This is a genomic window from Pseudomonas sp. Ant30-3 (assembly GCF_000690905.1).
GTDB lineage: Bacteria > Pseudomonadota > Gammaproteobacteria > Pseudomonadales > Pseudomonadaceae > Aquipseudomonas.
This window is the reverse complement of record NZ_JMCL01000069.1, coordinates 16,679-39,649: the sequence shown is the minus strand read 5'-3', so window position 1 is coordinate 39,649 and position 22,971 is coordinate 16,679. Positions and strand designations below refer to the sequence as shown.

General features: G+C 59.7%; 20 protein-coding genes and 1 pseudogene. 7 read left to right on the top strand and 14 right to left on the bottom strand.

What is annotated here, in order from left to right:
• The 3 genes from DU29_RS0117525 to DU29_RS0117515 form a co-directional block, all read right to left on the bottom strand.
• On the bottom strand, nt 1–1,355 hold a 1,355-nt coding region (locus DU29_RS0117525; protein WP_028622842.1), incomplete at its 3' end, for a methyl-accepting chemotaxis protein.
• Between the two features lie 108 nt (nt 1,356–1,463).
• Nucleotides 1,464–2,837, bottom strand: coding sequence for an aminotransferase-like domain-containing protein (locus DU29_RS0117520; RefSeq protein WP_028622841.1), 1,374 nt, complete (start codon nt 2,835–2,837; stop codon nt 1,464–1,466).
• Between the two features lie 175 nt (nt 2,838–3,012).
• A complete protein-coding gene (locus DU29_RS0117515) occupies nt 3,013–3,774 on the bottom strand; it encodes an SDR family oxidoreductase (RefSeq protein ID WP_028622840.1) in 762 nt (253 codons plus the stop codon).
• Nucleotides 3,775–3,874: 100 nt separating this feature from the next.
• Between DU29_RS0117515 and DU29_RS1000000133540 the strand changes: the two genes are divergently transcribed.
• Together DU29_RS1000000133540 and DU29_RS0117510 are read left to right on the top strand one after the other, a co-directional pair.
• Complete coding sequence (locus DU29_RS1000000133540) at nt 3,875–4,009, top strand: hypothetical protein (protein ID WP_268871194.1); 135 nt, start codon at nt 3,875–3,877, stop codon at nt 4,007–4,009.
• Nucleotides 4,006–5,010, top strand: a complete 1,005-nt coding sequence (locus DU29_RS0117510) for an NADP-dependent oxidoreductase (RefSeq protein WP_028622839.1) — start codon at nt 4,006–4,008, stop codon at nt 5,008–5,010. Before DU29_RS1000000133540 ends, DU29_RS0117510 begins: the two co-directional genes overlap by 4 nt.
• A gap of 63 nt (nt 5,011–5,073) precedes the next feature.
• Here DU29_RS0117510 and pyrF read toward each other — a convergent pair whose 3' ends face one another.
• From pyrF to DU29_RS0117480, 6 genes and pseudogenes are all read right to left on the bottom strand, one after another.
• The gene (gene pyrF, locus DU29_RS0117505; RefSeq protein WP_161781296.1) at nt 5,074–5,772 is read right to left on the bottom strand and encodes an orotidine-5'-phosphate decarboxylase; all 699 of its coding nucleotides are present in this window, start codon (nt 5,770–5,772) and stop codon (nt 5,074–5,076) included.
• 134 nt (nt 5,773–5,906) lie between these two features.
• Nucleotides 5,907–6,962: an AI-2E family transporter gene (locus DU29_RS0117500; RefSeq protein ID WP_028622837.1), complete on the bottom strand. Its 1,056-nt coding sequence runs from the start codon at nt 6,960–6,962 to the stop codon at nt 5,907–5,909.
• Nucleotides 6,963–7,029: 67 nt separating this feature from the next.
• Nucleotides 7,030–7,836 (bottom strand): DUF4892 domain-containing protein, encoded by an 807-nt coding sequence (locus DU29_RS0117495; RefSeq protein WP_028622836.1) that lies wholly within the window; start codon nt 7,834–7,836, stop codon nt 7,030–7,032.
• Nucleotides 7,837–7,937: 101 nt separating this feature from the next.
• Nucleotides 7,938–8,054 (bottom strand): annotated as a pseudogene (locus tag DU29_RS1000000132455) (glutathione S-transferase); the annotation flags it as partial.
• 50 nt (nt 8,055–8,104) lie between these two features.
• Nucleotides 8,105–8,956: an alpha/beta hydrolase gene (locus DU29_RS0117485; RefSeq protein ID WP_028622834.1), complete on the bottom strand. Its 852-nt coding sequence runs from the start codon at nt 8,954–8,956 to the stop codon at nt 8,105–8,107.
• A complete protein-coding gene (locus DU29_RS0117480) occupies nt 8,953–9,759 on the bottom strand; it encodes an alpha/beta fold hydrolase (protein ID WP_028622833.1) in 807 nt (268 codons plus the stop codon). Before DU29_RS0117480 ends, DU29_RS0117485 begins: the two co-directional genes overlap by 4 nt.
• 189 nt (nt 9,760–9,948) lie before the next feature.
• Between DU29_RS0117480 and DU29_RS0117475 the strand changes: the two genes are divergently transcribed.
• Nucleotides 9,949–12,915, top strand: a complete 2,967-nt coding sequence (locus DU29_RS0117475) for an RHS repeat-associated core domain-containing protein (protein ID WP_028622832.1) — start codon at nt 9,949–9,951, stop codon at nt 12,913–12,915.
• A gap of 26 nt (nt 12,916–12,941) precedes the next feature.
• On the opposite strand, the gene DU29_RS0117470 is transcribed toward DU29_RS0117475, so the two are convergent.
• From DU29_RS0117470 to DU29_RS0117450, 5 genes are all read right to left on the bottom strand, one after another.
• Complete coding sequence (locus tag DU29_RS0117470) at nt 12,942–13,385, bottom strand: hotdog fold thioesterase (RefSeq protein WP_028622831.1); 444 nt, start codon at nt 13,383–13,385, stop codon at nt 12,942–12,944.
• Nucleotides 13,386–13,417: 32 nt separating this feature from the next.
• Nucleotides 13,418–15,085: an AMP-binding protein gene (locus tag DU29_RS0117465; RefSeq protein ID WP_028622830.1), complete on the bottom strand. Its 1,668-nt coding sequence runs from the start codon at nt 15,083–15,085 to the stop codon at nt 13,418–13,420.
• 111 nt (nt 15,086–15,196) lie between these two features.
• Nucleotides 15,197–15,649 carry a phosphohistidine phosphatase SixA gene (gene sixA / locus DU29_RS0117460; protein WP_028622829.1) on the bottom strand — a complete coding sequence of 151 codons (453 nt, stop codon included), beginning with the start codon at nt 15,647–15,649 and terminating at the stop codon, nt 15,197–15,199.
• The gene (locus tag DU29_RS0117455; protein ID WP_028622828.1) at nt 15,646–15,993 is read right to left on the bottom strand and encodes a DUF4389 domain-containing protein; all 348 of its coding nucleotides are present in this window, start codon (nt 15,991–15,993) and stop codon (nt 15,646–15,648) included. The genes sixA and DU29_RS0117455 overlap by 4 nt, the downstream gene beginning before the upstream one ends.
• 31 nt (nt 15,994–16,024) lie before the next feature.
• A complete protein-coding gene (locus DU29_RS0117450; protein ID WP_028622827.1) occupies nt 16,025–17,050 on the bottom strand; it encodes an NAD(P)H-dependent glycerol-3-phosphate dehydrogenase in 1,026 nt (341 codons plus the stop codon).
• Nucleotides 17,051–17,246: 196 nt separating this feature from the next.
• Between DU29_RS0117450 and DU29_RS0117445 the strand changes: the two genes are divergently transcribed.
• The 4 genes from DU29_RS0117445 (at nt 17,247) to fabA (ending at nt 22,964) form a co-directional block, all read left to right on the top strand.
• Nucleotides 17,247–19,370 (top strand): TonB-dependent receptor plug domain-containing protein, encoded by a 2,124-nt coding sequence (locus tag DU29_RS0117445; RefSeq protein ID WP_028622826.1) that lies wholly within the window; start codon nt 17,247–17,249, stop codon nt 19,368–19,370.
• Between the two features lies 1 nt (nt 19,371).
• A complete protein-coding gene (locus DU29_RS0117440) occupies nt 19,372–20,304 on the top strand; it encodes an ABC transporter substrate-binding protein (protein WP_028622825.1) in 933 nt (310 codons plus the stop codon).
• Nucleotides 20,301–22,202: an ATP-binding protein gene (locus DU29_RS0117435; RefSeq protein ID WP_028622824.1), complete on the top strand. Its 1,902-nt coding sequence runs from the start codon at nt 20,301–20,303 to the stop codon at nt 22,200–22,202. The genes DU29_RS0117440 and DU29_RS0117435 overlap by 4 nt, the downstream gene beginning before the upstream one ends.
• Before the next feature lie 246 nt (nt 22,203–22,448).
• Complete coding sequence (gene fabA, locus DU29_RS0117430; protein WP_017127984.1) at nt 22,449–22,964, top strand: 3-hydroxyacyl-[acyl-carrier-protein] dehydratase FabA; 516 nt, start codon at nt 22,449–22,451, stop codon at nt 22,962–22,964.
• The last annotated feature ends 7 nt before the right edge of the window (nt 22,965–22,971 follow it).

The following is a 22,971-nucleotide window of genomic DNA, read 5'->3' as shown; positions in this document are numbered from 1 at the left end:
ACGAGCTGACCACTTTCAACCTTGCCGTCCGCTGTCTGCGCCGCCAGGGCAGCCTCTTCGGCATTGCGGGCGACATCGTGCACAGTGGCGGTCATCTGGTTCATTGCGGTTGCCACCTGCTCGGTTTCTTCCTTCTGGCTGCTGACTTCAAGATTGGTCTGCTCAGTGACCGTCGAGAGCGACTGCGCCGAACTGGCCAACTGTTCGATCCCCGCCTGCAAACCGCTGACGATGCTGCTCAGCCCTGCCCCCATCTGCTGCATGGCCTGCATGAGCTGGCCGATTTCGTCGCGGCGCGTCACTGCAACCGTCCCACTCAAATCGCCGGCGGCAATCTGTTGCGCCACCCGGATGACACTTCGCAACGGTGCGACGATCAGCCGAGTGATTACCCATGCGGCAAGCAACCCGACCAACAGCGCAAGGGCTGAAGAGCCGATGATCAACACTGTGTTTTTCTGCAGCTCGGCCTGCATCGCCTGATCCTCGGCAACATAGGCCTGATCCACCCGCGCCATCACCTGTTCGGCGCGCTGATGCAACTGCGCGTAGACGATTTTTTCCTGAGCCAGCAGGCCGGTGTATTCCGCAAGTTTTTCGCTGAACCCGCCGATATGCCCGACGACTTCATTTAGCACGGTTTGATAACCCTCGTCCTTGACCGTGGTTTTCAACTGTTCAGCCTGGTTGAGCGCCTGCTCCGCCTGCTCGATTTTGCCTTGCGCGGCACTGTCGTCACCTTTGCGGCTTTGGTCGAGGCGCACGCGCGCTTCGTCCATGGCCTGCAGCATCAGCCGCGCAACCTGGCTGACCTGGCCGGCCTGCTCGATGAACTGGCTGCCGTCCTTGCCCTCGGATTCCTTCAGGGTATAGGCGCCATCATCGGCGAGCCCGGCCTGCAGCACGTCAAGGTTATTGGCCACGCTCGACACAGACCAGCTGGCCATCTCCAGGGCCAGGTCCTTGGCCTGACTCAATGAAACGAACTCATCGAAAGCCTGGCGATAGGCAGTCAGCGACTGCTCGACATCATTCATCACCGGGACGTTAAGCGCAGATGCAGCCTTGAGCTCATTGGCCAGGACGCCGAGAGTGTCAACTCCTGCACGCAGAGCGGTGACCGTTTTGACGTTTCCGTGCAGGGCATATTCCTGTTCCAACAGACGCACTTTGAGCAGGCCACTGTTGAGCGATGACATCTTTTTCAATCCATCGAAGCGCTCGCTGATGGTTTGCAGGGACCACACGCCGATGGCGGCCACCAAGGCTGTCAACAGCAGCACCAAGGCAAACCCGACTCCCAGTTTTTTTGCCATACCGAGGCTGGCAAAACGTCCTTGCGCGGCGGAAATCATTGCACGTGGTCCCCTGAAATAGTCGGATGACGCAGATTCGCAATGGGCCGGAATCAACACAAGTCTCTGGCGCCTCGATAATGGCAAAAAGCTACGCCATCGTCGTTTTCAGAACGCTTGAGGTCGATCCGGGGTGGTGGCCTGAAAAAACGCACGCGCGCGAGGGTCGCAGGCACAGGTCACATTGATACGCTGCCAGTCTCCAGACTCTCCTGAAGGGCTGAAAGCCGTCTGTGACGACAACGCCAGCCCATAGCGTCGTGCCAGCGCGATAACCTCCGCACAGGTGCGCAGCGGCGAGCGCGCCCAGATGAACAGTCCACCCGGTTTGCCGAAAACCTCCCACTCGGCGTCCTCCAGCATTTGCAATGCAGCGGCGCGGTCAGTGTTCAAACGCAGGCGCAGACGCTGTACCAATTTGCGGTAAGCACCGCTGGTCAACAGACACGTCAACACCGCCTCACTGAATGCAGAGGTGCCCAGACTGCTGATGGTTTTTATCCTGGCCAGTTTTGCAACCACCTCAGAACTGGCCACGACGAAGCCTACTCTTAATGAGCTGCTGAGCGTCTTGGAGAAACTGCCGATGTAGATCACGCTGGCATCCAGAGACGCGAGCCGCACACCGGGACCGCTGTGCAAGTCGGCGTACACGTCGTCTTCGATCAGCAGCAGACCATGGATTTTTGCCAGTTGCACAACCCGCTGCGCCACCGCTGGTGCCAGGCTGCTACCCGTTGGGTTTTGATGAAAACTGTTGATGAACAGCGCCCGCGGCCGGTGCTTCAAGACCAACGCTTGCAGCGCTTCGACGTCGGGTCCGCAAGGTGTACGCGGAACTTCGAGCATCCTGACGCCGTGCAGTTTCAGCAACTCGCACAGCATCGGATTCCCGGGACTTTCCACCACAACGCGATCCCCTGGAGCGAGCAACGTACGGACGATCAAATCAAGGCCCTGGCTTGCTCCTCCGACCGTCATTACGCAGTCCTCTTTGGCGGCGATGTCCAGCAGGCTCAAGCGCTTGAGAATTTGCTGACGAAGGGCGGGCAGACCAAGCTCCGTATTGTAGTCAAAGAGGGCGGCCATATCGGAACGACTGACCTGGCGGATCGCATAGCCAAGATCATCGGTTTCGCGCCAGCTGTGCGGCACACCGGCACAACCCAGCGGCAGCAAATCCGTAGAAGTACGCGACCCCGCAGCGGCACTTTCGAGCCAAGGTGCATTGGCCGTTGTCGACGACGTGGCGACAATAAAAAATCCTGCACCGTGACGCGCTCCCAACACACCCTGAGCCACCAACCGATCACATGCCTCAACCACACTGGACTGGCTGAGCAGATTTGTCCTCGCAATCTGCCGCGCCGAGGGCAGACGTGTACCCGGCGACAACTCGTTCTGGCGAAGCCAGCAAGCGAGTGCATCGACGATTTGTTGCACGACAGGCACCAATGCCTGTCGATCGATTCTCAATTCCATGAGCGCGCAACTCCTGTTCGTTTAGCGGAAAACAGTTAATCACAGGAGCGAACCAGGGGCTGTGCGACAACGCCGACAAAACACAGATTTCTAACCATTTGAAACACAATACCAGCCCTTTCAAGGACAAAAAAACCCGCAAGACTGCGGGTCCTTTGCAGCTTGATCGACGCTTTCAGAACGCTGTGACGCCGCCATCTACGGCCAGCGAATGACCCGTGGTAAACGCTGCCGCGTCGCTGCACAGGTACAACACCGCGCCAGCAATTTCTTCGACCTTGCCGATCCGGCCCACTGGATGCATCGCGTTGGCAAATTCGCCTTTTTTCGGGTCGGCCTCATAGGCACGTCGGAACATGTCAGTGTCTATTACAGCTGGGCATACCGCATTGACGCGGATTTTTTTCTTGGCGTATTCGATGGCTGCAGACTTGGTCAAACCGATCACTGCGTGTTTGGAGGCGGCGTAAATGCTCATCTTCGGCGCAGCCCCGAGGCCGGCCACCGATGCGGTATTGACGATGGCACCACCACCCTGGGCCAGCAACAGAGGCAACTGATATTTCATGCACAACCACACGCCTTTGACGTTAACGCCCATGATGGCGTCGAATTCGTCCAGGGTGCCGTCGGCCAGTTTGCCCTTTTCGATTTCGATGCCGGCGTTGTTAAAGGCGTAGTCAAGACGGCCGTAAGCATTCACCACTTCGTCCATCAGATTTTTCACATCGCTTTCCAGGGTAACGTCGCAGCGCACGAACGTGGCCTCCCCGCCCGCCGTACGAATCAGCGCAACCGTGCCTTCGCCGCCGGCAGTGTCGAGATCAGCCACAACCACCTTCAACCCCTCAGCGGCAAATGCCAGGGCGGTCGCGCGACCGATGCCATTGGCGGCGCCAGTCACTACGGCGACCTGACCGGAAAACGTCATGCTCATTGGGTGTGTCCTCAAGGGGAGATGTTGAACCTACAGGCTCGCAGTCTAAGCACACGGCCCCATCGCGCGGCAGCACTATCAGAAGGCCGGTTGTGCCCCCATGAGCGGCAGTGATGGAACGGGCAACATCATCACTGCACTGGATAAAGCTGCATTCGCCGCATCAGCCGGACTTGCAGCATCGCCCCTAAGGGGCTATCAACAAGGCTTCATTCATCTTGAGCGCCTGTCATGACAAACCCGATCAACCGCCAGTTCCTGCTTGCCAAACGTCCCGTCGGCGCAGCCACCCGCGAGACGTTCACCTATCAGGAAGTACCGGTCGGCGAACCGGTGGCCGGGCAGATTTTGGTGAAGAATGAATACCTGTCCCTGGACCCGGCGATGCGTGGCTGGATGAACGAGGGCAAGTCCTACATTCCGCCGGTTGGCCTTGGCGAAGTAATGCGCGCCCTAGGCGTAGGCAAAGTCGTCGCTTCGAACAATCCAGGGTTCGCGGTCGGCGACTACGTCAACGGCGCGCTCGGCGTGCAGGACTACTTTCTCGGCGAGCCCCGTGGCTTTTACAAGGTAGATCCAAACCTGGCACCGCTGCCGCGCTATTTGTCGGCGCTGGGCATGACCGGAATGACCGCTTATTTCGCGCTGCTTGATGTTGGCGCGCCGAAAGAAGGCGACACCGTGGTGCTCTCGGGCGCAGCCGGTGCGGTCGGCAGCATTGCCGGGCAGATCGCCAAAATCAAGGGTTGCCGCGTGGTCGGCATTGCTGGCGGCGCGGACAAATGCAAATTCCTGATCGACGAACTGGGCTTTGACGGCGCCATCGATTACAAAAGCGAGGACGTTCACGCCGGTCTGAAACGTGAATGCCCCAAAGGCGTCGACGTGTATTTCGACAATGTCGGCGGCGATATCCTCGACGCGGTGTTGAGCCGTCTGAACATGAAAGCACGCGTAGTGATTTGCGGCGCCATCAGCCAGTACAACAACAAGGAAGCGGTCAAGGGGCCGGCCAATTATCTGTCGCTGTTGGTCAACCGGGCGCGGATGGAAGGCTTCGTGGTGATGGACTACGCCGCACAATTCGCCGCAGCCGGGCAGGAAATGGCCGGCTGGATGGCCAAGGGTCAGCTCAAGAGCAAGGAAGATATCGTCGAAGGACTGCAGACGTTCCCGGAGACGCTGATGAAGTTGTTCAGCGGCGAGAATTTCGGCAAGCTGGTGTTGAAGGTCTGACGAGGGATTGAAGTTCGATCATATACATGTGGGAGCGCGCTCCCACATTGCTTCAGTGACTGGTCAGGCCAGTTCAGCCACCACGTTCGCCAGTGCCTTCGCCGGATCTGCCGCCTGACTGATCGGACGCCCGATTACCAGATAGTCGGAACCGGCGTCCAGTGCCTGACGCGGGGTTAGTATGCGCCGCTGATCATCCTGCGCGCTGCCCGCCGGACGAATCCCCGGCGTCACCAGTTGCAGCGACGGATGCGCAGCCTTCAACGCCTGGGCTTCCAGCGCCGAACATACCAGACCATCCATCCCGGCCTTTTCTGCCAGGGCTGCCAGACGCAGCACCTGCTCCTGCGGCTCGATATCCAGACCGATACCCGCCAGATCCTCGCGTTCCATGCTGGTCAGCACGGTCACACCAATCAGCAGCGGTTTCGGGTCACTACGCTGGTCGAGCACTTCCCGGCAGGCAGCCATCATGCGCAAACCGCCGGAGCAATGCACATTGACCATCCACACACCCATCTCCGCCGCCGCCTTTACCGCCATGGCGGTGGTGTTCGGGATGTCGTGGAACTTGAGGTCCAGGAATACTTCGAAGCCCTTGTCACGCAGGGTGCCGACGATTTCCGATGCGCAGCTGGTGAACAGTTCCTTACCCACTTTGACCCGGCACAATTTTGGGTCCAACTGGTCGGCCAGCTTCAGTGCGGCGTCACGGGTGGGGTAATCCAGGGCGACGATGATAGGAGTCTGGCAGACGGACATGGGCGGGCTCTCAGGCAGGATGAAATCGGCGCGCATTGTAGCGGAACCAGCGCGACTGCGGGACCCGATGATCGGTGAATCGTCGGCGCACAACCAAGACTAGACCTAGCGCCGACTGTGTCGAGTTTCATCCCTCAGGGGCGGCGATCGTCAACTCGCGCCTGGCTCTTGCTCCAGTCGGTCAACAGGCTGTATGCCACGGCAAGCAACGTTGGCCCAATGAACAGACCGATGAAACCGAAGGCGATCAGCCCGCCAAACACGCCAAGCAACACGATCACCAACGGCAGATTGCCGCCGCGACTGATGAGGTATGGCTTGAGCACGTTGTCGACACCGCTGATGATGAACATGCCCCAGCACCCGAGAAATATCGCCAAACCATAATCACCCTTCCAGGCCAGCCATGCCGTGGCCGGGATCCACACCAGCGGTGGGCCCATCGGAATCAGGCTGAGCAGGAACGTGACGATACCCAGTACCAACGCACCCGGGACACCGGCAATTAGGAAGCCGATCAAGGCCAGAACGGCCTGGGCAGCGGCAGTGCCGATCACCCCGTTCACCACCCGCTGCACGGTGCCAGCAACCAGTTCGATGTAATACCCGGCGCGATCACCAATCAATCGCTGCAGCAGGCTATGGACGAACGCGGCCAATCGCGGCCCGTCGCGGTAAAAGAAGAACACGAAAACGATGCTCAGCGTCAGCTCGAGTATGCCGCCGCCAATTTGTGCGCTACGCGCCAGCAGCCAGTTCCCGACCTGTCCCAGATAAGGTTTGAGCGAGACCATCATCGCTGCGCCTTGCTGATCGATGCTGTTCCAGAGACCGACGATCCGCTCCCCGACCAGCGGAATACCGCCCAGCCAGGTGGGTGCCTCGGGCAGTCCGTCAACCTGCACGTCCTTGATGAAGGCCGTGGCATCGCGTACATGGTCGGCCAGGTTGAAACCCAGCCAGACCAACGGCGCCGCCACCAAAATCATCCAGCCCATGGTCAGCAGCGCTGCCGCCAGGGCCTCCCGGCCATTGAGCCACCGGGTGAGCAAGCGCATCAGCGGCCAACTGGCAAACGCCAGCACCGCCCCCCAGAACATCGCCGACCAGAACGGCGCCATCACCCAGAAGCTCGCGCCAAACAGCACCAGGAGCAGGATTTGCACCAACAGCCGATCGTTATTGATCATCCGGTTCTCGAAAAAAGTCAGTCAGAAGGAGTGGACGAACACGGCTGGCGTGTTCGCCTGCTACAGCTTAACGCAACAGCTCGATGCGCAAGCCAGAGCCTTCGACACTGCCTGTCTCCATTCGCGCTGCCCGCACGCCCTGCCCCATCAAGGCCTGACGCCAGGCTTCGGCATTTGGCCCGGAAACCGCCACCCGCAAGCCGGTGTCCAGATTCAGACCGCGCGAGAGCAAGCGCAGCCAGATTTCATCCGGCGCCTGGGTCAATTTGGGGAAATTAAGCTCGCCGGTACTTTTGAGCTGGCGCAGCAACGTTGCGGAGGTCGGCAGCAGCTCGCCCAGCGGCGCTGCAGCGTCGAACTGTTCGACATGCAGATAGGCTTTGCGATTGCCGCGAGTGATGCCGTAAAGCGCGACCAGCGTGTTGTCCTGCGGCGCAGCCAGCCTCAGCAGCAGATAGGCTTGCTGATCATCGGCGCCGTACAGTTTGGCGTTGCTGAACACATCGTTGGCCCAAAGGCTGCTCTCGCCACAATCACGCGCCTGACACCAGAACAACAGCTCTGCGCCTTGCTCTTGCAGTGCTTCGCGAGCAGCCGTGAATGCCGCATTTGAAGAATGCTCCGGCGGTAGCTCGTAAGTCACCGACGTCGCCTGACCGCGGGCGCTGACCTCTGCGTCGAAACGTAGCTGGCCGCTGATCTTGCGAATCGAACCCAAAGGGTAGATGCGCTCGAGCTCAGCCGCGGGGCGATAGTCGACAATTTGCGCATCGACCATACGCGGCACGATCGGCAGATCCTGACTGCCAGGTACATCGGCAGCAAACAGGAGAGGACTGAAACTGCACAAAGCCATTACACCGAGAAATCGCATAGGCAGGTTCATCGGATCAACATGGCCTGGGCACCTTTGACGGCGCGGGCGTCATCGATGCGTTTCGGCATCGGCAATGCTCGCTGCACCGTCTTGAGGTATCTGTTTTCCTTTATGTCGAAACTGCGGGCATGCACTGTGTGGGGCAGGCCGAGTTCCTCGAGCACGATAGAGACCTTGTGGCCATTCGGGGTCGCAGCGGTATAGAGATCTATCATGGTTGTCTCCCATTTCAACCCGCCCAGCCTCGGCAGTTGCCTCGCTCAAGTCAAGGAACAGCGAAGAAGCGATTGAAACAGTCTGCGACAAGGTTGGCGCCGCAGTCATCATTCAAGTGTAAATGATGGCCGCCCGGCAGTTGCTCCCGGCTGAATGGCAACGGGTCGAGCAGCTCGGAATGCTTGGCGAGCATGCCGTCTGCAGCGACAACAAGAGTGGTTGGGCAACTGACACGCGCCACGAAGGCCATTGCCTGCTCGCTGGTAAGACGCAGGGGCGAAGGCAGCGTCAGACGGTTATCGGTGCGCCAGGTGTAACCGCCCGGCACCGGCATCAGACCCCGCTGAGCCAGCAGCTCGGCCGCTTCGCGACTGACCGCCACCAGACCTTTCATGCGCGCTTCGATGGCGCGGTCCAGCGTGGCGTAGACCGGTTTGCGCTTCTCCCGCAGGTCCAGTTGCGCCTGCAGGGCCATGCCCATGCGCTCGGCAGCGTTTTCGCCTTTGTCTGTAGGAGGAATCACGCCGTCGATCAAGGCCAGATGCGTGACGCGTTCTGGCAAAGAGCCGGCAATGATCAACGACACGATGGCGCCCATGGAGTGCCCCATCAACGCGAAGCGCTTCAAGCCCAGTTGCTCGGCCACTTGCAGTACGTCATGGGCGTAGTCCCACATGGCGTACCCGGCACCGGTCGGTCGATGCCCGGAATGGCCGTGACCCGCCATGTCCAGCGCAATAATCCGCAGCCCTTCCAGCTTCGGCGCCAACCTTGCAAAGCTGTTGGCATTGTCCAGCCAGCCATGCAGAGCGATCACCGGCAAACCGTTTTCGGGACCTGACAGGTGTGCTGCCAACTCAATGTGCGGCAAATTCAGACGGACTTCTTCCACGCCGTTCATGCGCAATCCTTCTGTCGGCGCGCATCCCAGCGATTGAACAGGTTTTTCAGCAAGATCGCCGTTTCCTGTGGACGCTCGAGTGGAAACATATGGCCACCGGGCATGGTCAGGGTTTCACCCAACGGCATGCGGCCAACGGCACTGGTGTGATGGCGCATGACAACGCGGCTTTTATGCCCGCGCACCACGGCAAGCGGCACCTGCAGCTGGCGTGCGCGCCCCGGACTGGTATGCGGCACGCCCCGATATATGCTGATTTCCGTGGCCGGGTCGAAGCGCAGCCGCAGCGTGTCGCCGACCTTGTGCAAACCGTGTTGAAGGTAGGCATCGAAACATTCCGGATCAAAACCCCGAAACAACGTCTTGCCGGCGAAATAGGTTCGCGCAGACTCCAGATCGGTGAATTCTTCACGACGACCCAAAGTGCGACCGGCCGGCGTCAGGCGATCGATAAAACCAAAACGCTTGGCCGCGCGGATCACCCACTGATCGGTACGGGTCAACACCGGTGAATCGAGCATCACCACGCCGCGATACAGCTGCGGACAACGCAATGCCGCATGCAGGTGCAGCACGCCACCGAGGGAATGGCCGACACCCCAGACCGGCTGCGCCTGCTGCTCAAGATGATGGATCAGCTCGTCCACCAGATTGTGCCAATTGTCGTCGGCCGGGAAGCGCGGGTCGTGAGCATGCTGCTCCAGATGCGTCACCTGATATTCGGGCGCCATCGCCGCGAACAGCTTGCCGTAGGTTCCCGAGGGAAAACCGTTGGCGTGGGCGAAAAAAATCTGCTGCGACATACCGGCATTCCATTCACAAAACAAAGCCCGATTGTCCGCATGGCAGACGCGCTGTGCAATGACCGTAACTGCCAGGAATGATGACAGTCGCGCCGTGGCTATGGTCGCCACTGTCATTTGTGACAGTTGACCGCGACCCTCGGCGAGGTAGATAACAACACGGTCGCCACCGCCGGATAATCGTTTGCCATGATCAACGCCAACACGCCCGCCATTGCCGCGATCGACCCTCGCGGGTTGAGCGTGCGCGGTGTCGCGTATCACCGGCGCGACCGAGCGGTGGCTGTCCCGGACAGCCACGTTACTCAGCAGATCAACGACGTCGTCGGTCGCGCAGTACTCAGTCGCGATCCGCGGCTGTTTTTGTTGCATCGCAAGGGCAACACCGCTGCCAGCCAGATCAACGTGCACAGTCTTGGCGGCGCCCTGCTGCTGTCCGATAACAATGATGCCGGTTGGCGCCTGGGATTATTGAGTGTGGACGGGACTGGCGTTGAGGGTTGGGATCGCAAGCTCAGCCACAGCCGAACCCTCCATGACAGCCTGCGTCGTCCGGTTGCCGTATTCGAGAATGCCCACTGCGAACCCGAGCGATGTATCGCCCGCTTTGCCTATGCGGATGCCAACACCGATGACAATCAGAACCGCCGTGGTCGGTTGATCAGGCAGGATGACACAGCAGGCACTCTGCACTTTTTCCAGTTCGGGCTGGCCGGCATCCCACTGGAACACAGCCGGACCTTTATCAACGATCCGCAATGGCCGGTCGACTGGCCGAAAGATGAAACCGAACGGGATGGATTCCTTGAGGATCAACCGGCACTTACGCGCATCCACTGCAATGCTGCAGGGGAGCCGATCAAACAGATCGATGCACAAGGCAATGTGCAAATTTCCAGTCATACCTGCGCAGCGCAGCTGAAAGCCGTTGGACTGAGACTGGCCGACAGCACCGAGACAACGCCACTGCTGAGTGAAATCCAATACAACGCCCTGGGCCTGGTCGAACGGCAGCGCGCGGGAAACGGCGTGATATCGAGCGCGATATTCAGCTCTGAAAATGGCCGACTGGAGCAGCTGACAGCGGGTCTGCCGGGGCAGCCCGCGCTGCAAGACCTGAGTTATGTTTACGACCCGGCGGGCAATATCACCAGCCTGACAGATGCAGCCAATCCCGTTCACTTTCATCGCAACCAGCGCATCGAAACGATCAACCGTTATGCATACGACAGTCTCTATCGATTGATCGAAGCCCGCGGCCGGCAGTTGCGCAATGCGCCCGGTGGCCCGCAATTGCCCGAGTTTCAGTCAGTACCCGACCCCGGGCAAATGGAAAATTACAGCAGAATCTATACTTATGATGAGGCGGGTAACTTGCTGTCCATGCACCACCAGGCGGGTGAAACGAACCGTACCGAGCGCACGGCCATCGCCCAAATCAGTAACCGCTCCCTGCCGCAAAGGCTCGACGGCGAGTTGCCGGACGAAGCAGAAATCGCTGCAGGTCATGATGCCAATGGCAACCGCATCTGGCTGCAACCCGGGCAGCGTTTGCAGTGGGACTTGCGTAATCAGTTGCGTCAGGTTAGCCAGGTCATTCGCCAGGACGAACCCGATGACACCGAGCTCTACTGCTACGACGGCAGCGGTCAACGCCTGAGAAAAATCCGCCAGACCTACACCGGCACGTTGACGCGCACCCACGAAACCCGCTACTTGCCGGGCCTGGAAATTCGCAGCAGTGCCGACGAAGTCCTGCATGTCATCACGATCAAGGCCGGGCGCGGCACAGTGCAGATTCTGCATTGGGAAAAGAAACCTGACTCGGACATTGCCCAGGACCAGCAGCGCTACAGCTTCACCGATCACTTGAACTCATGCACCCTCGAACTGGACGCAGCCGGCCGGCTGATCTCCCGGGAAAGCTTCTACCCGTACGGCGGTACTTGCTGGTGGGCCGGGCGCAGCCGGTTGGAAGCTGATTACAAGACGCTTCGCTACTCAGGGCAGGAACGGGACGCTACCGGGCTGTATTACTACGGGTTCCGGTATTACGCGCCGTGGTGTCAGCGCTGGTTGAGTGCGGATCCTGCAGGAGTGGCCGACGGCTTGAATCTTTATGCGTTTGTCCACGCGAACCCGGTGGGTCACGTGGACATTGCCGGACTGCAAGATGAGCATTCATCAACAGATACGCAACGGCGCAATGCCGCGGGATCAGCCTTTTTGCGCGATTTTACGGCCCGAACCATTGCCGGGATTGTTGAGGTGTCCACCGTTACCGCACTTAATACCCTAACACCGAGCCAAAGTAATAATAATGTGCTGGCAGGGATCGCGGGCGTGCTCGACGCGGTTTCAGTCGGGATCGTCGGAACAGGCGTGGCCGCCCACCTTCACCCCCATGCGTCGGTTTTTGGCGGTTTGGTCGGGGGGGGAGTCGGAGTTTCAGCGGCATTGTGGAGCAGTGGTGCTGAGGTGGAAGGAGAGGAGCCAGCGCTGAACCAAATAGTGGTCCAACGAATCGGTGCGGCAGCTGGCGCCATTACCCGAGAGATCTTTCTGCAAATAATGAGAAGAGCAGGAGAGAACTATTCCTGGGGTGAGGTTGGATTAAGACAGCGCATGCCTGCCATAAACCGAACTGCCCTTGCGTTCGTTACTACTAACGTGATCAACGGTGCGTTGGGTCAATTTATTCCGGCGACTCTCCGCATTAGTGTGGATGCTTTGATAGCGGGTGCCGACGGGTTCGCGGGCGCTTGGTGGCGATCACGACGCTCGGGAGCCGCCTACGTCCCCGCCGGGGAGGTGTTTCAGAGCCCGCCAGTGAGCGACACCGCGTTCGGAGCGGCTGGCAGGATAGCCACCAGCGAGTACGTGCTCGGAGTGAGCTTGGCGGTTGATGCTGCGACCACGGCCCTCACAGGTTTACCGGTGGCGGCGCGCTCGATGTCAGCCAACATAATAAGCGGAGCCGTGGCCGGTGCTTTGACGGGACTCGCCGCCTACCGTGCCCCCATCATGCAGGGCACGCAAAATGGGCTAGCTCTAATAAGCCCGGATATTGTGGAAAACACCCGGTCAGACGTCCAGTCGACGCAGCCCCGACTCAGCAATGGAAACATCGCCAGACGCAATAGCCTTAATGGATGATTCCGATGACAGAACCAGCCTGGTGTCTATCTATCCGGCGGCGTCTCCCCCAGCGGCACCACCGCCATGGTCAGCCGCGAGACACAACTGGCCTTGCCCTCATCACTGGTCAGGCGAATATCCCAGACATGCGTGGTGCGCCCGATGTGAATCGGCCGGGCCACCGCTGTGACGCGCCCGCTGCGCAGCCCGCGCAGGTGGTTGGCGTTGATTTCCAGGCCGACGCAGTAAAACTTGCTGGCATCGATGCATAGATAACTGGCCATCGAACCCACAGACTCGGCCAGCACCACCGAAGCGCCACCGTGCAGGAGGCCGTATGGCTGATGAGTGCGGTGGTCGATGACCATGCTCGCGGTCAGGGATTCTTCATCGAAGGATTCGAAGCGGATATCCAGCACTTCGCCGATGGTGTTTTTCTGAATCGCGTTCAGTTGTTCGATATTGGGAGTGGTACGCCACAGACTCATGCTGACATCCTTTGTTGTTTTTTATCGGTCACTCAATCCTGCCACAGCACAGCCTCACTGCGCTCGCTCCATTCTTCAAACCGGGCGCCATAAGCGGCTTCGATCATATTGCGTTTGATCTTCAAGGTTGGCGTCAGGAAGCCGTTTTCCACGGCCCAGCTGTCTTTGACCACGATCAGCCGACGCAAGCGCTCGTGTTTGTCGAGCGCGCCATTTACCTCCTCCAGAAGTTTTTCCAGGCTTGTATGCAGGCCCGCACGCGCCGTGCCGACCGCGTCTTGCTGGCCGACCGCCGAGAGCACGCACAGGCCCAGTGGCGCGCTCAACCCGTCGCCCACCACGCAGACCTGTTCGATCCGGGAATGCACGGCCAGGCGATTTTCAATCGGTGCCGGAGCGACGTACTTGCCTTTGCTGGTCTTGAAGATCTCCTTCAGGCGCCCGGTCAGGCGCAAGTAGCCCTGGGCGTCTTGTTCGCCTTTGTCGCCGGTACGCAGGAAGCCGTCTGCGGTAATCGTGTCGGCAGTTTTTTCCGGTTCCTTGTAGTAGCCGAGCATGGTCGCGCCGCTGCGCACCATGACTTCACCAGAATCGTCGATGCGCACGTCCACGTCGGGGCAAGGCTTGCCGATCCAGCCGGGTTTATGTTCGCCGGGCCGGCCAATGTGGGAATACCCGCAGCTCTCGGTCATGCCGTACACCTCAAGCACGTCCAGCCCAAGCTTGCGATACCACAGCAGCAATGTCTGTGGCACTGGCGCCGCACCAGAGAGGGCTACGCGCAGAGCGTCCAGCCCCAGCCCCGCGAGCACTTTGTGCCCGACTCGCTTGCCGATGAAGGGCAAGCCAAGCAGAAAATCGAGACGTTTTGCCGGGACCTTGCTGTACACCCCCATCTGGAACTTGGTCCAGATACGCGGCACGCCGAACAGCGCAGTCGGGCGCGCACGCTGCAAATCGGTGAGAAAGGTGTCGAGGCTCTCGGCAAAAAACACGGTTTGCCCGGTGTAGATCGATGCCAGCTCAACGAACATTCGCTCAGCGACATGGCATAGCGGCAGGTACGACAGCAATCGATCCGTCTCATTGAGGCCAAACAGTTGCGTACCGCGAGTGGTGGCGAAACCCAGATTGCCGAAGCTGTGCATCACGCCTTTGGGGATGCCGGTGGTCCCGGAGGTGTAAATGATCGTTGCCAACTGGTCGGCGGACGGTTTGGGGTCATCCTGGATCGGTGAGCTCGTTTGCAGGTCATCCCAGCTGAAATCGAATGTACCGGGTGGATGCAATGGCAGGCTGATAGTCGGCAACGTCGGGCTGACTCCGCGGGACATGCCAGGCCAGTCGTCCAGTTTGCCGATAAAGGCCAGCGCCGCTTCGGAATGTTCGAGCACTTGCGCAACGGATTCAGCCGTGAGGTTGGGATACAACGGCACAGACACGTGCCCGGCCATCCAGATCGCCAGGTCGGCGATGATCCAGTGCGCGCAATTTTTCGAGATCAGGGCGATATGGCTGCCTTGCGGCAGTTCCCGCGCACGCAACCAGTGCGCAGCGCAACGGGCCTGGTGTCCGACGTCCGCCCAGGTCAGCGTCTCGACCTGGCCAGCGCCGATCGGCTGCACCAGGTAGCGCTGGCGTGGATGGCGGGACTCACGCTCGTAAAACACGTCCAGTGGCAGGCGAAAAGCGGCAGACATACGACTCGCTCCTGTTTTTTTGGTTTGGAGCAAGCGTAGTCAACCAAGCGGTTGCTTGGTTGACTATTTCACACAAAGAAACACTCTCCCACAACATCCCCTCTTAAAAATTCAGGGGTGTTTGATACTTCTGAGCTTCATGCTGCCGGCCAGTGGAAGGTCGCCTTCCAATTCGGCCAGGCCCGCAGTTTTCACCGCTTCCGGCTCCTGCACGTGGCCGTGCTGAAGATAGCCCAGCAAGTTGCCCACCAACGGGTTGTGGCTCACCAGCAATGCGTAATCTACCGAGACTAATTGCTCGGCCACCGCTTGCGGGCGATTGTCGGGGGTGAGCCACTCAACGGTGCAAATGTCCGGCGCGAAACCCAGTGCTTGCTTGACGATTTCCGCGGTCTGCTGTGCTCGCCTGAACGGGCTGGCGTAGATAGCGGTGATCGGTTGGCCCACCAGTTCGGCGGCAATCCGCAATACTTCTTCGTTGCCATGCGCAGTCAACGCCCGCTCGGAGTCAGGCCGCGTGCCGTGGGGTTCAGCTTCCCCGTGACGCAATACCCAGAGTTTCATAGTTTCGGCTCCTCATCCCGGGCCGGGTGCGGCGCCGGCGAAACAACGTGCGGTGCTTCACCTTCCGGCGTCCGCGGCGTCGGCCAATCGGCGAATGGCCAAGGCTTGTGGTCGCTGTGGAAGCTGCCAAAACGACCGATTTGCGCCAGGAACTGGCTCAGGCTGTCGCCAAAATTCATCAGGCTGGCGCTCGGGGCGCCGTATATCAAACGATAGATCAACTGGACCAGCACCACCGCACCGAGGATGAACTGCGCGACTTGCCAGACCAGCACGTAGACGATCATCCACAACACCCGTAGCAGGATGGATTCGTACCTGGCTTCTGTTTTCGGATCGTTCATTTGAAATTCCCTGCCTGCTTTAAAAACGTGGTCAGTTGAAACCACTGGTGGAAATGAAGTCGACGTCGGTTTTCGGTTCGCCGCGCATCAACAGACCGATCACTTGATCCAGCGTGCGCCCTTCGAACAGGATCGCGTGCAGTCCGGCGACCAGCGGCATGTACACACCGACTTCCTGGGCTTTGGCTTTCAGCACTTTCAACGTGTTCACGCCTTCGGCGACTTCACCCAGTCGCGTTACTGACTCTTCCAGACTAAGGCCCTGACCGAGGGCAAAGCCGACCTGATAGTTGCGACTTTTTGCCGACGAACAGGTCACGATCAAGTCGCCCACACCTGCCAGGCCAAGGAAGGTCATCGGGTTCGCACCCTGGTTGACGGCAAACCGGGTCATCTCCGCCAGCGCCCGGGTGATCAGCATGCTTTTGGTGTTTTCGCCCATGCCCAGCGCCACCGCCATACCGGCAATGATCGCGTAGACGTTTTTCAGCGCCCCGCCCAACTCGACGCCGAAGCGATCAGCGCTGGCATATACGCGAAAAGTCTTGCCGTGCAGTGCTTCCTGAACCCGTTGGCAAAGCGCTTCGTCTTCACTGGCGACCACTGTGGCCGTCAGCGCATGCTCGGCGATTTCCCGGGCCAGGTTCGGTCCGGACAGCACGCCGATGCGCGCTTGCGGGGCGATCTCTTCGAGGATCTGGCTCATCAGTTTGAAGGTGTCGGCTTCGATGCCTTTGGTCAGGCTCACCAGCAACTTGCCACTCAAGCGCTCAGCATGGGGCGCGAGCACCGAACGCAGCGCGCTGGATGGCAACGCGACGAAACACAAATCGCAGCTTTCCAGCGTGGCGAGCAGGTCGGTCACGGGCTCGACCGCCGACAAAATCTTGATGCCCTTGAGGTAACGCGGATTTTCGCGATTGACCCGAATGGCCTCGGCCTGCTCGGGATCACGCATCCACTGTCGGACCTGATGGCCATTCTCGGCCAGTAGATTGGCCACGGCGGTACCAAAACTTCCGCCTCCCAGGACCGCAATCGGGCGCTGTTCAGTCATATGCAATCCGTTAATCCATACCAGTGGCGATGCCGGCATTATACGGAGCGTCCCAACGGCGACCACCCCCCTGAACAATTACCGGCTTATGTAGCAAGAAGACCAACAAAACCAAGGCAAATGCCGGCACCTTCACTGGAAAACACGACCGGCTCGGTTAACATGCGCGCCAATTATTCACTTTCAAGGCTGTGTCGTGTCTTTTGCTTCTCCATCATCCCGTTTGCCGCTGTTTCTGGCGCTGATCCTCAGCCCGTCGTTACAGGCAGACGATCTGTTCCTCGACAGCCAGCCGCTGCCGCAAGTGCTGACCGCCACCCGACTGAAACAGTCGCCGGCGGCGGTTCCGGGGAGCATGACGGTGATCGACAACGAGCTGATCACGGCCAGCGGCGCCCGCGATATCAGCGAATTGCTGCGCCTGGTGCCGGGCATGATGGTCGGCAATATCAACGGCAATCAGCCGGCCGTGAATTACCACGGCACAAACGCCAGTGAAGCGCGGCGCATGCAAGTGCTGATCGATGGCCGCTCGGTCTACCGCGCCGGCCTGGCCACGGTGGACTGGAGCGACATCCCGGTGGCGATGGAAGACATCGAGCGCGTGGAAGTTTTTCGCGGGCCAAATACCGTCAGCTACGGCGCCAACGCGCTGATGGCGGTGGTCAACATTATCACCCGCCACCCGGCTGACAGCCATGGCACGCGCATGAAAGTCACTCGCGGCCAACGCGGCATCAATGATTTCTATGCCAGTCAGGGCCTGGGTTGGGACAGCGGCGACTTGCGCCTGTCACTGTCCGGGCAGGAGGATGATGGTTTCGATTCGGACCGCAGCGGCGCCGATTACCGCGACAGTCGCCGCTTGAATCGCTTCAGCCTTGCCGTCAGCCAGGTGCTGGATGAGCAGCAAAGCATCGACTGGCAATTGAGTGCCAAGGACGGTGCCAATCAACGCCCCTACACTTACCGTCCGGTGTTCTCGGGGATTACCGCCGCCGGGAAAAATTCTGACGTCACGGCCAAGGATTACGCGGGCTCCTTGCGCTGGAATCTCGACCTCAACCCCGACCACAGCCTTTATATCCAAGGCTCGGCCCAGCACTGGGACCGTCAGCAAACCTGGCGCGCCTGCGACGCCGAAGTGTCGTTCAGCCCACAGTTGGCCGAGCTTTGGCAGCTCAATCCGAACTACACCGAACGCCTGGCGCGCAACATCGAGCGCTTCGTCGGCCCCGGCGCGCCAGCAGGTACAGCGACCGAGCAAACCCTGGCCAGTAAGGCGTTGGGGCAGTGGCGCAACGGCGCCAGCCAGACCTTGTGCGGCGATATCGACCAAAGTGTGCGGGAATCGCGCTACGACCTCGAACTGCAGGACACCCTCAGCCTGTCAGACAGCCTGCGTCTGGTCAGCGGTTTGAACTATCGTTACGACCGGGCCGATTCCGAGACTTACTTCAACGGCACACTTGATGACACCACTTGGCGAGCATTTGGGCAGTTCGAGTGGCGCGCCAGTGAACACTGGTTGCTGCAGGGCGGCGCGATGTTCGAAGACACTCAGTTGATCGGCAGTTCGTTGACACCGCGAGTTGCGATCAACTACCTGATCAATCCGCGCCACGGATTGCGCGCGGTGTATTCCGAGGCGATACGTTCGCCGGACATGTTCGAGAACAACGTCAACTGGAGCTATCGGGTGACCAATTTGAGGCCCGGCGCTTACGGCCAGAGCAGCGCGCGCTATTTCGTGAGGACCCGTGGTCCTGGCGATCTCGATCAGGAACACATGCGCTCTCGCGAATTGGGTTACAACGGTTACTTCGCCGGACTTGGGCTGGCGGTGGACGTGAAGGTATTCCATGACGAAATCACGGGCATGATCAGCGAGCCGCTGCGCAACAATCAGTACATCGCCAGTAATGCCAACAGCTCGCGCTTCAATGGCGCGGAGACCCAACTCGACTGGCGCCTCAGTCGCGCCGACCGGTTACGCCTGACCTACGCCTATGTCGATGCCGAGGCGAGCAATCCGCTGGATGCGCAACAGACCGCACGCAACAGCGGTTCTGCCGGTTGGCTGCGTGACTGGGGCCATGGCTGGAGCAGCGCCCTCTTCTATTATGGCGACGATGCGCTCAACGGCTATCGCTTCGAGCGGGTCGATACGCGCATCGCCAAACACGTCGTGTTGGGCCACGCCGAGCTGGAGCTGGCGGGCGTGCTTCAAGAGCGACTGGACCGCCAGCCCGCGACTTTCATCGATAATCGCTACGATGAGCGACGAGTGATTTACCTCAGCGCGGAGCTGTCGTTCTAGGATGCCGCAACCTCAGTCACGGAAGACGCCATTCCTTGGCCGCCTGCTGGCCGGGGTGTGCCTGTTGATTTTCGGTCTGTTCGGCAGTGTGTCGGCCAATGCGGCCGACATTCTGTTGACCGGCACCGAGGACAGCCCCGGTATGCACGCGTTCGCCTCGGCACTGGGTGAATTGCGTCCGGCGGACACCGTTCGCTTCCAGCCGTTGGCCAGCCTGCCGGCGCCCGGCAAATTGCCCAACGCCACCCGTTTGATTCTGCTGGACCTGCCGAGTCTCGACTGGCGCCTGCAAGACGTTGAAGGTCCGCCGACCCTGGTGCTGCGCATCAGTCGCTTGCAAGCTCAAAAGCGTTTGGGTTCGACCGTGCCATCACGCTTGAGCCTGCTCTGGAGTGACCCGCCACTTGGGCGACAACTGCGCCTGTCGCGCATCCTCTTGCCGGAGGCCAAACGCATTGGCGTACTTTACGACGACCACAGCGAGTTTCTCCTCAAGGAACTGCGCCAGGCCGCGCAGCCTCTGGGCCTGGAGATTGTCAGCGAACGCTGGGACGACACCAGTGACAGCCGGCCGCTGCAACACCTGCTGAAAAACAGCGACGTGTTGCTGGGCCTCGACGATCCCGACCTGTACAACCCGAAAACTGCCAAGAACCTGCTGCTGACCAGCTATGCACGGCAAACGGCGTTGATCGGTCCCAACGCCGCATTCGTCAAGGCCGGCAGTCTGGCCAGTACCTACAGCGACCAGAGCGACTGGCTGGCGATTCTCGACACCTTGCTCGACCGCCCGCCCGCGAACTGGCCGCGCACGCACTACCCGCACCGCTTCAAGGTCTCAGGTAATCCGCAAGTCGCCCGCTCATTAGGTATGGAACAGATGGATGAAGCATCTGTCGCATCACTGTTGGCCGAAGGAGAAAGCCGCCCATGACCTTCCGTCGTCGCTGGGACATCAACACCCGCACCCAGATCATCAGCCTCGGCCCGGCCCTGTTGGTAACCTTGCTGTTGATCAGTTTTTTTACCTTCGTGCGAATTCAGGACCTGCGTCAGGAGCTCAACCATACCGGCCAGTTGATCGCTAACCAGTTGGCCCCGGCGACCGAGTACGGGGTGATCTCGGGCAACAACGACGTGCTGGAAAGTCTGCTCAAGGCAACGCTGGCCACGCCCAATGTGCGATTCCTCGAAGTTCAGGACAGCACCGACCGGATTCTGGTGTACGTCGAGCACCCGTCGGAGAGCCACTCCCGCTCCCGTCAGGTCGAGGTGTTTCAGGCGCCGGTCAGGTTGCAGCGAATCGCGCTCAACAATGATTTTTTCCAGAACACCAAAGCCACCGGCACAGCGCCCGCCGAAGATTATCTGGGCCGGGTGATTGTCGGTCTGTCGAGCGACGCGTTCAACAAACGTCAGCAGGAAATCCTCCTCAAGGGCGCCGTGCTCGCATTGTGCGCCTTGCTGTTTACATTTCTCATTGCACGACGCCTGGCGAGCAGCCTGTCGAAACCGATCCGCGACATTGGCGACGCGGTCAAGGCAATCCAGTTGGGCGACTACAAGACGCCGCTGCCGATCGTTGACGACGCCGAGCTCGGCGCGTTGTCGCAGCACATCAATAATCTTGCCCAAGGGCTTGAGCAGGCCAGCCGTGAACAGCATCAGGCGATGGCACAGTTAATCCAGACCCGCGAAGAAGCGGAAAAAGCCAACAACGCCAAATCCGAATTCCTCGCGATGATGAGCCACGAGCTGCGCACGCCTATGAATGGCGTGCTGGGCATGTTGCAGTTGCTCGAAACCACCGAGATGACCGACGAACAGGTCGAGTACGCGGCGCTGGCCTCGGAGTCCACAGAACACCTGCTCAAGGTGATCAACGACATTCTCGACTTCTCGCGCATCGAGCGTTCGGAACTGGAGCTCGAGCATATTCCATTCAATCTCATGGACCTGATCAGCAACTGCGTGCAGTCGTTTCAGCACAGTGCCGCGCAGCGCGGGCTTGATCTCGCGCTGTCGATCCCACAGGACATGCGCGCCTTGCAGGTACAGGGCGATCCGACGCGGATCCGGCAAATCCTGGTCAACCTGGTCGGCAATGCGCTGAAGTTCACCGAGCAAGGCCGCGTCAGCATCGAGCCGCAGTGGCAATCGCTGGATCACGAATTGCTGTGGTTTACCTGCACCGTGCGTGACAGCGGCATCGGTATGCCGGCCGAGAACCTGGAACTGATGTTCGACGCGTTTCAACAAGCCGACAGTTCGATTTCACGGCGCTATGGCGGCACTGGTCTCGGCTTACCGATCGCCCGTACGCTGGCCGAACGCATGGGCGGTACTTTGCGCGCGCAGAGCGATGAAGGGCTTGGCTCGGTGTTCACGCTGGAAATACCGCTGGCGCTCTCTAAACAGATGCCGACGGTATCGGCTCCGCGTTCGTCCTCAACAAACGGCGACGGTGCCGGACGCAATGTGCTGCTGGTGGAAGATAACCCGGTCAACCAGACTGTCATCGAGGCAATGTTGCGCAGTCTGGGCTTTACTGTGAGCGTGGCAACCGATGGCGCTCAGGCCGTACGCAGTGCCGAAAGTCTTATATTTGAAGCGATTCTGATGGACTGTCGGCTGCCGATCATTGATGGCTACGAGGCCACTCGCCAGATTCGCCAATTGCCCGGCTGTACTGACGTGCCGATCATCGCCCTGACCGCCAATGCCCTGCAGGGCGACCGCGAGGCCTGTTTATCGGCAGGAATGAACGATTACCTGGCGAAGCCGTTCAAACGAGCCGATCTGCAACAGATTTTGCAGCGATGGGTGCAGTAGCAAAGGCCTTTCGCCCATCTGCGACTGGCGTGAGAAGCGAAAGTGCGGCAGTCTTAGGCACCCGATCGGGCCCGAAAAGGGGCTTGAATAAAAATTTCAGTGCACAAGTGTACATTCATGTCCTTGGCGCTGTGACTTTCACCACAACGCAATAGTCTATGAGTAGGCTGCCGACTCGAGGCATGAACGCTTCGAAGGTCGGGAAGATTTGCCCCACCTGCCGCATGGGACTATTGAGGAGCTCGCATGACCAAACAAAACGCCTTTACTCGGGAAGACCTGCTGCGCTGCAGTCGCGGTGAGCTGTTCGGCCCAGGTAACGCGCAACTGCCCGCCCCGAACATGCTGATGGTGGATCGCATCACCCATATCAGCGAAGAAGGCGGCAAGTACGGCAAAGGTGAGTTGGTCGCCGAGCTGGATATCACTCCGGACCTGTGGTTCTTCGCCTGTCACTTCGAAGGTGATCCGGTGATGCCGGGCTGCCTCGGTCTGGATGCCATGTGGCAACTGGTCGGTTTCTTCCTGGGCTGGCAAGGCCTGCCGGGCCGCGGCCGTGCGCTGGGTTCGGGCGAAGTGAAGTTCTTTGGTCAGGTCCTCCCTACCGCCAAGAAAGTTACGTATAACATTCAGATCAAGCGCGTCCTCAAAGGCAAGCTGAACCTCGCAATCGCTGACGGTTCGGTGACGGTTGACGGTCGCGAGATCTACACCGCCGAAGGCCTCCGGGTCGGCGTTTTCACCTCCACTGACAACTTCTAAGGGTTAT

Excerpts from the sequence above, each read along its gene's own strand:
- DU29_RS0117510 (WP_028622839.1), top strand. The coding sequence starts at position 4,006 with ATGACAAACCCGATCAACCGCCAGTTCCTGCTTGCCAAACGTCCCGTC.
- DU29_RS0117435 (WP_028622824.1), top strand. The coding sequence starts at position 20,301 with ATGACCTTCCGTCGTCGCTGGGACATCAACACCCGCACCCAGATCATC.
- DU29_RS0117480 (WP_028622833.1), bottom strand. The coding sequence starts at position 9,759 with ATGTCGCAGCAGATTTTTTTCGCCCACGCCAACGGTTTTCCCTCGGGA.
- DU29_RS0117455 (WP_028622828.1), bottom strand. The coding sequence starts at position 15,993 with ATGAACGATCCGAAAACAGAAGCCAGGTACGAATCCATCCTGCTACGG.
- DU29_RS0117475 (WP_028622832.1), top strand. The coding sequence starts at position 9,949 with ATGATCAACGCCAACACGCCCGCCATTGCCGCGATCGACCCTCGCGGG.
- DU29_RS0117440 (WP_028622825.1), top strand. The coding sequence starts at position 19,372 with ATGCCGCAACCTCAGTCACGGAAGACGCCATTCCTTGGCCGCCTGCTG.
- pyrF (WP_161781296.1), bottom strand. The coding sequence starts at position 5,772 with ATGTCCGTCTGCCAGACTCCTATCATCGTCGCCCTGGATTACCCCACC.
- DU29_RS1000000133540 (WP_268871194.1), top strand. The coding sequence starts at position 3,875 with ATGAGCGGCAGTGATGGAACGGGCAACATCATCACTGCACTGGATAAA.
- DU29_RS0117470 (WP_028622831.1), bottom strand. The coding sequence starts at position 13,385 with ATGAGTCTGTGGCGTACCACTCCCAATATCGAACAACTGAACGCGATT.
- DU29_RS0117500 (WP_028622837.1), bottom strand. The coding sequence starts at position 6,962 with ATGATCAATAACGATCGGCTGTTGGTGCAAATCCTGCTCCTGGTGCTG.
- DU29_RS0117485 (WP_028622834.1), bottom strand. The coding sequence starts at position 8,956 with ATGAACGGCGTGGAAGAAGTCCGTCTGAATTTGCCGCACATTGAGTTG.
- fabA (WP_017127984.1), top strand. The coding sequence starts at position 22,449 with ATGACCAAACAAAACGCCTTTACTCGGGAAGACCTGCTGCGCTGCAGT.
- sixA (WP_028622829.1), bottom strand. The coding sequence starts at position 15,649 with ATGAAACTCTGGGTATTGCGTCACGGGGAAGCTGAACCCCACGGCACG.
- DU29_RS0117520 (WP_028622841.1), bottom strand. The coding sequence starts at position 2,837 with ATGGAATTGAGAATCGATCGACAGGCATTGGTGCCTGTCGTGCAACAA.
- DU29_RS0117515 (WP_028622840.1), bottom strand. The coding sequence starts at position 3,774 with ATGAGCATGACGTTTTCCGGTCAGGTCGCCGTAGTGACTGGCGCCGCC.
- DU29_RS0117465 (WP_028622830.1), bottom strand. The coding sequence starts at position 15,085 with ATGTCTGCCGCTTTTCGCCTGCCACTGGACGTGTTTTACGAGCGTGAG.
- DU29_RS0117495 (WP_028622836.1), bottom strand. The coding sequence starts at position 7,836 with ATGCGATTTCTCGGTGTAATGGCTTTGTGCAGTTTCAGTCCTCTCCTG.
- DU29_RS0117450 (WP_028622827.1), bottom strand. The coding sequence starts at position 17,050 with ATGACTGAACAGCGCCCGATTGCGGTCCTGGGAGGCGGAAGTTTTGGT.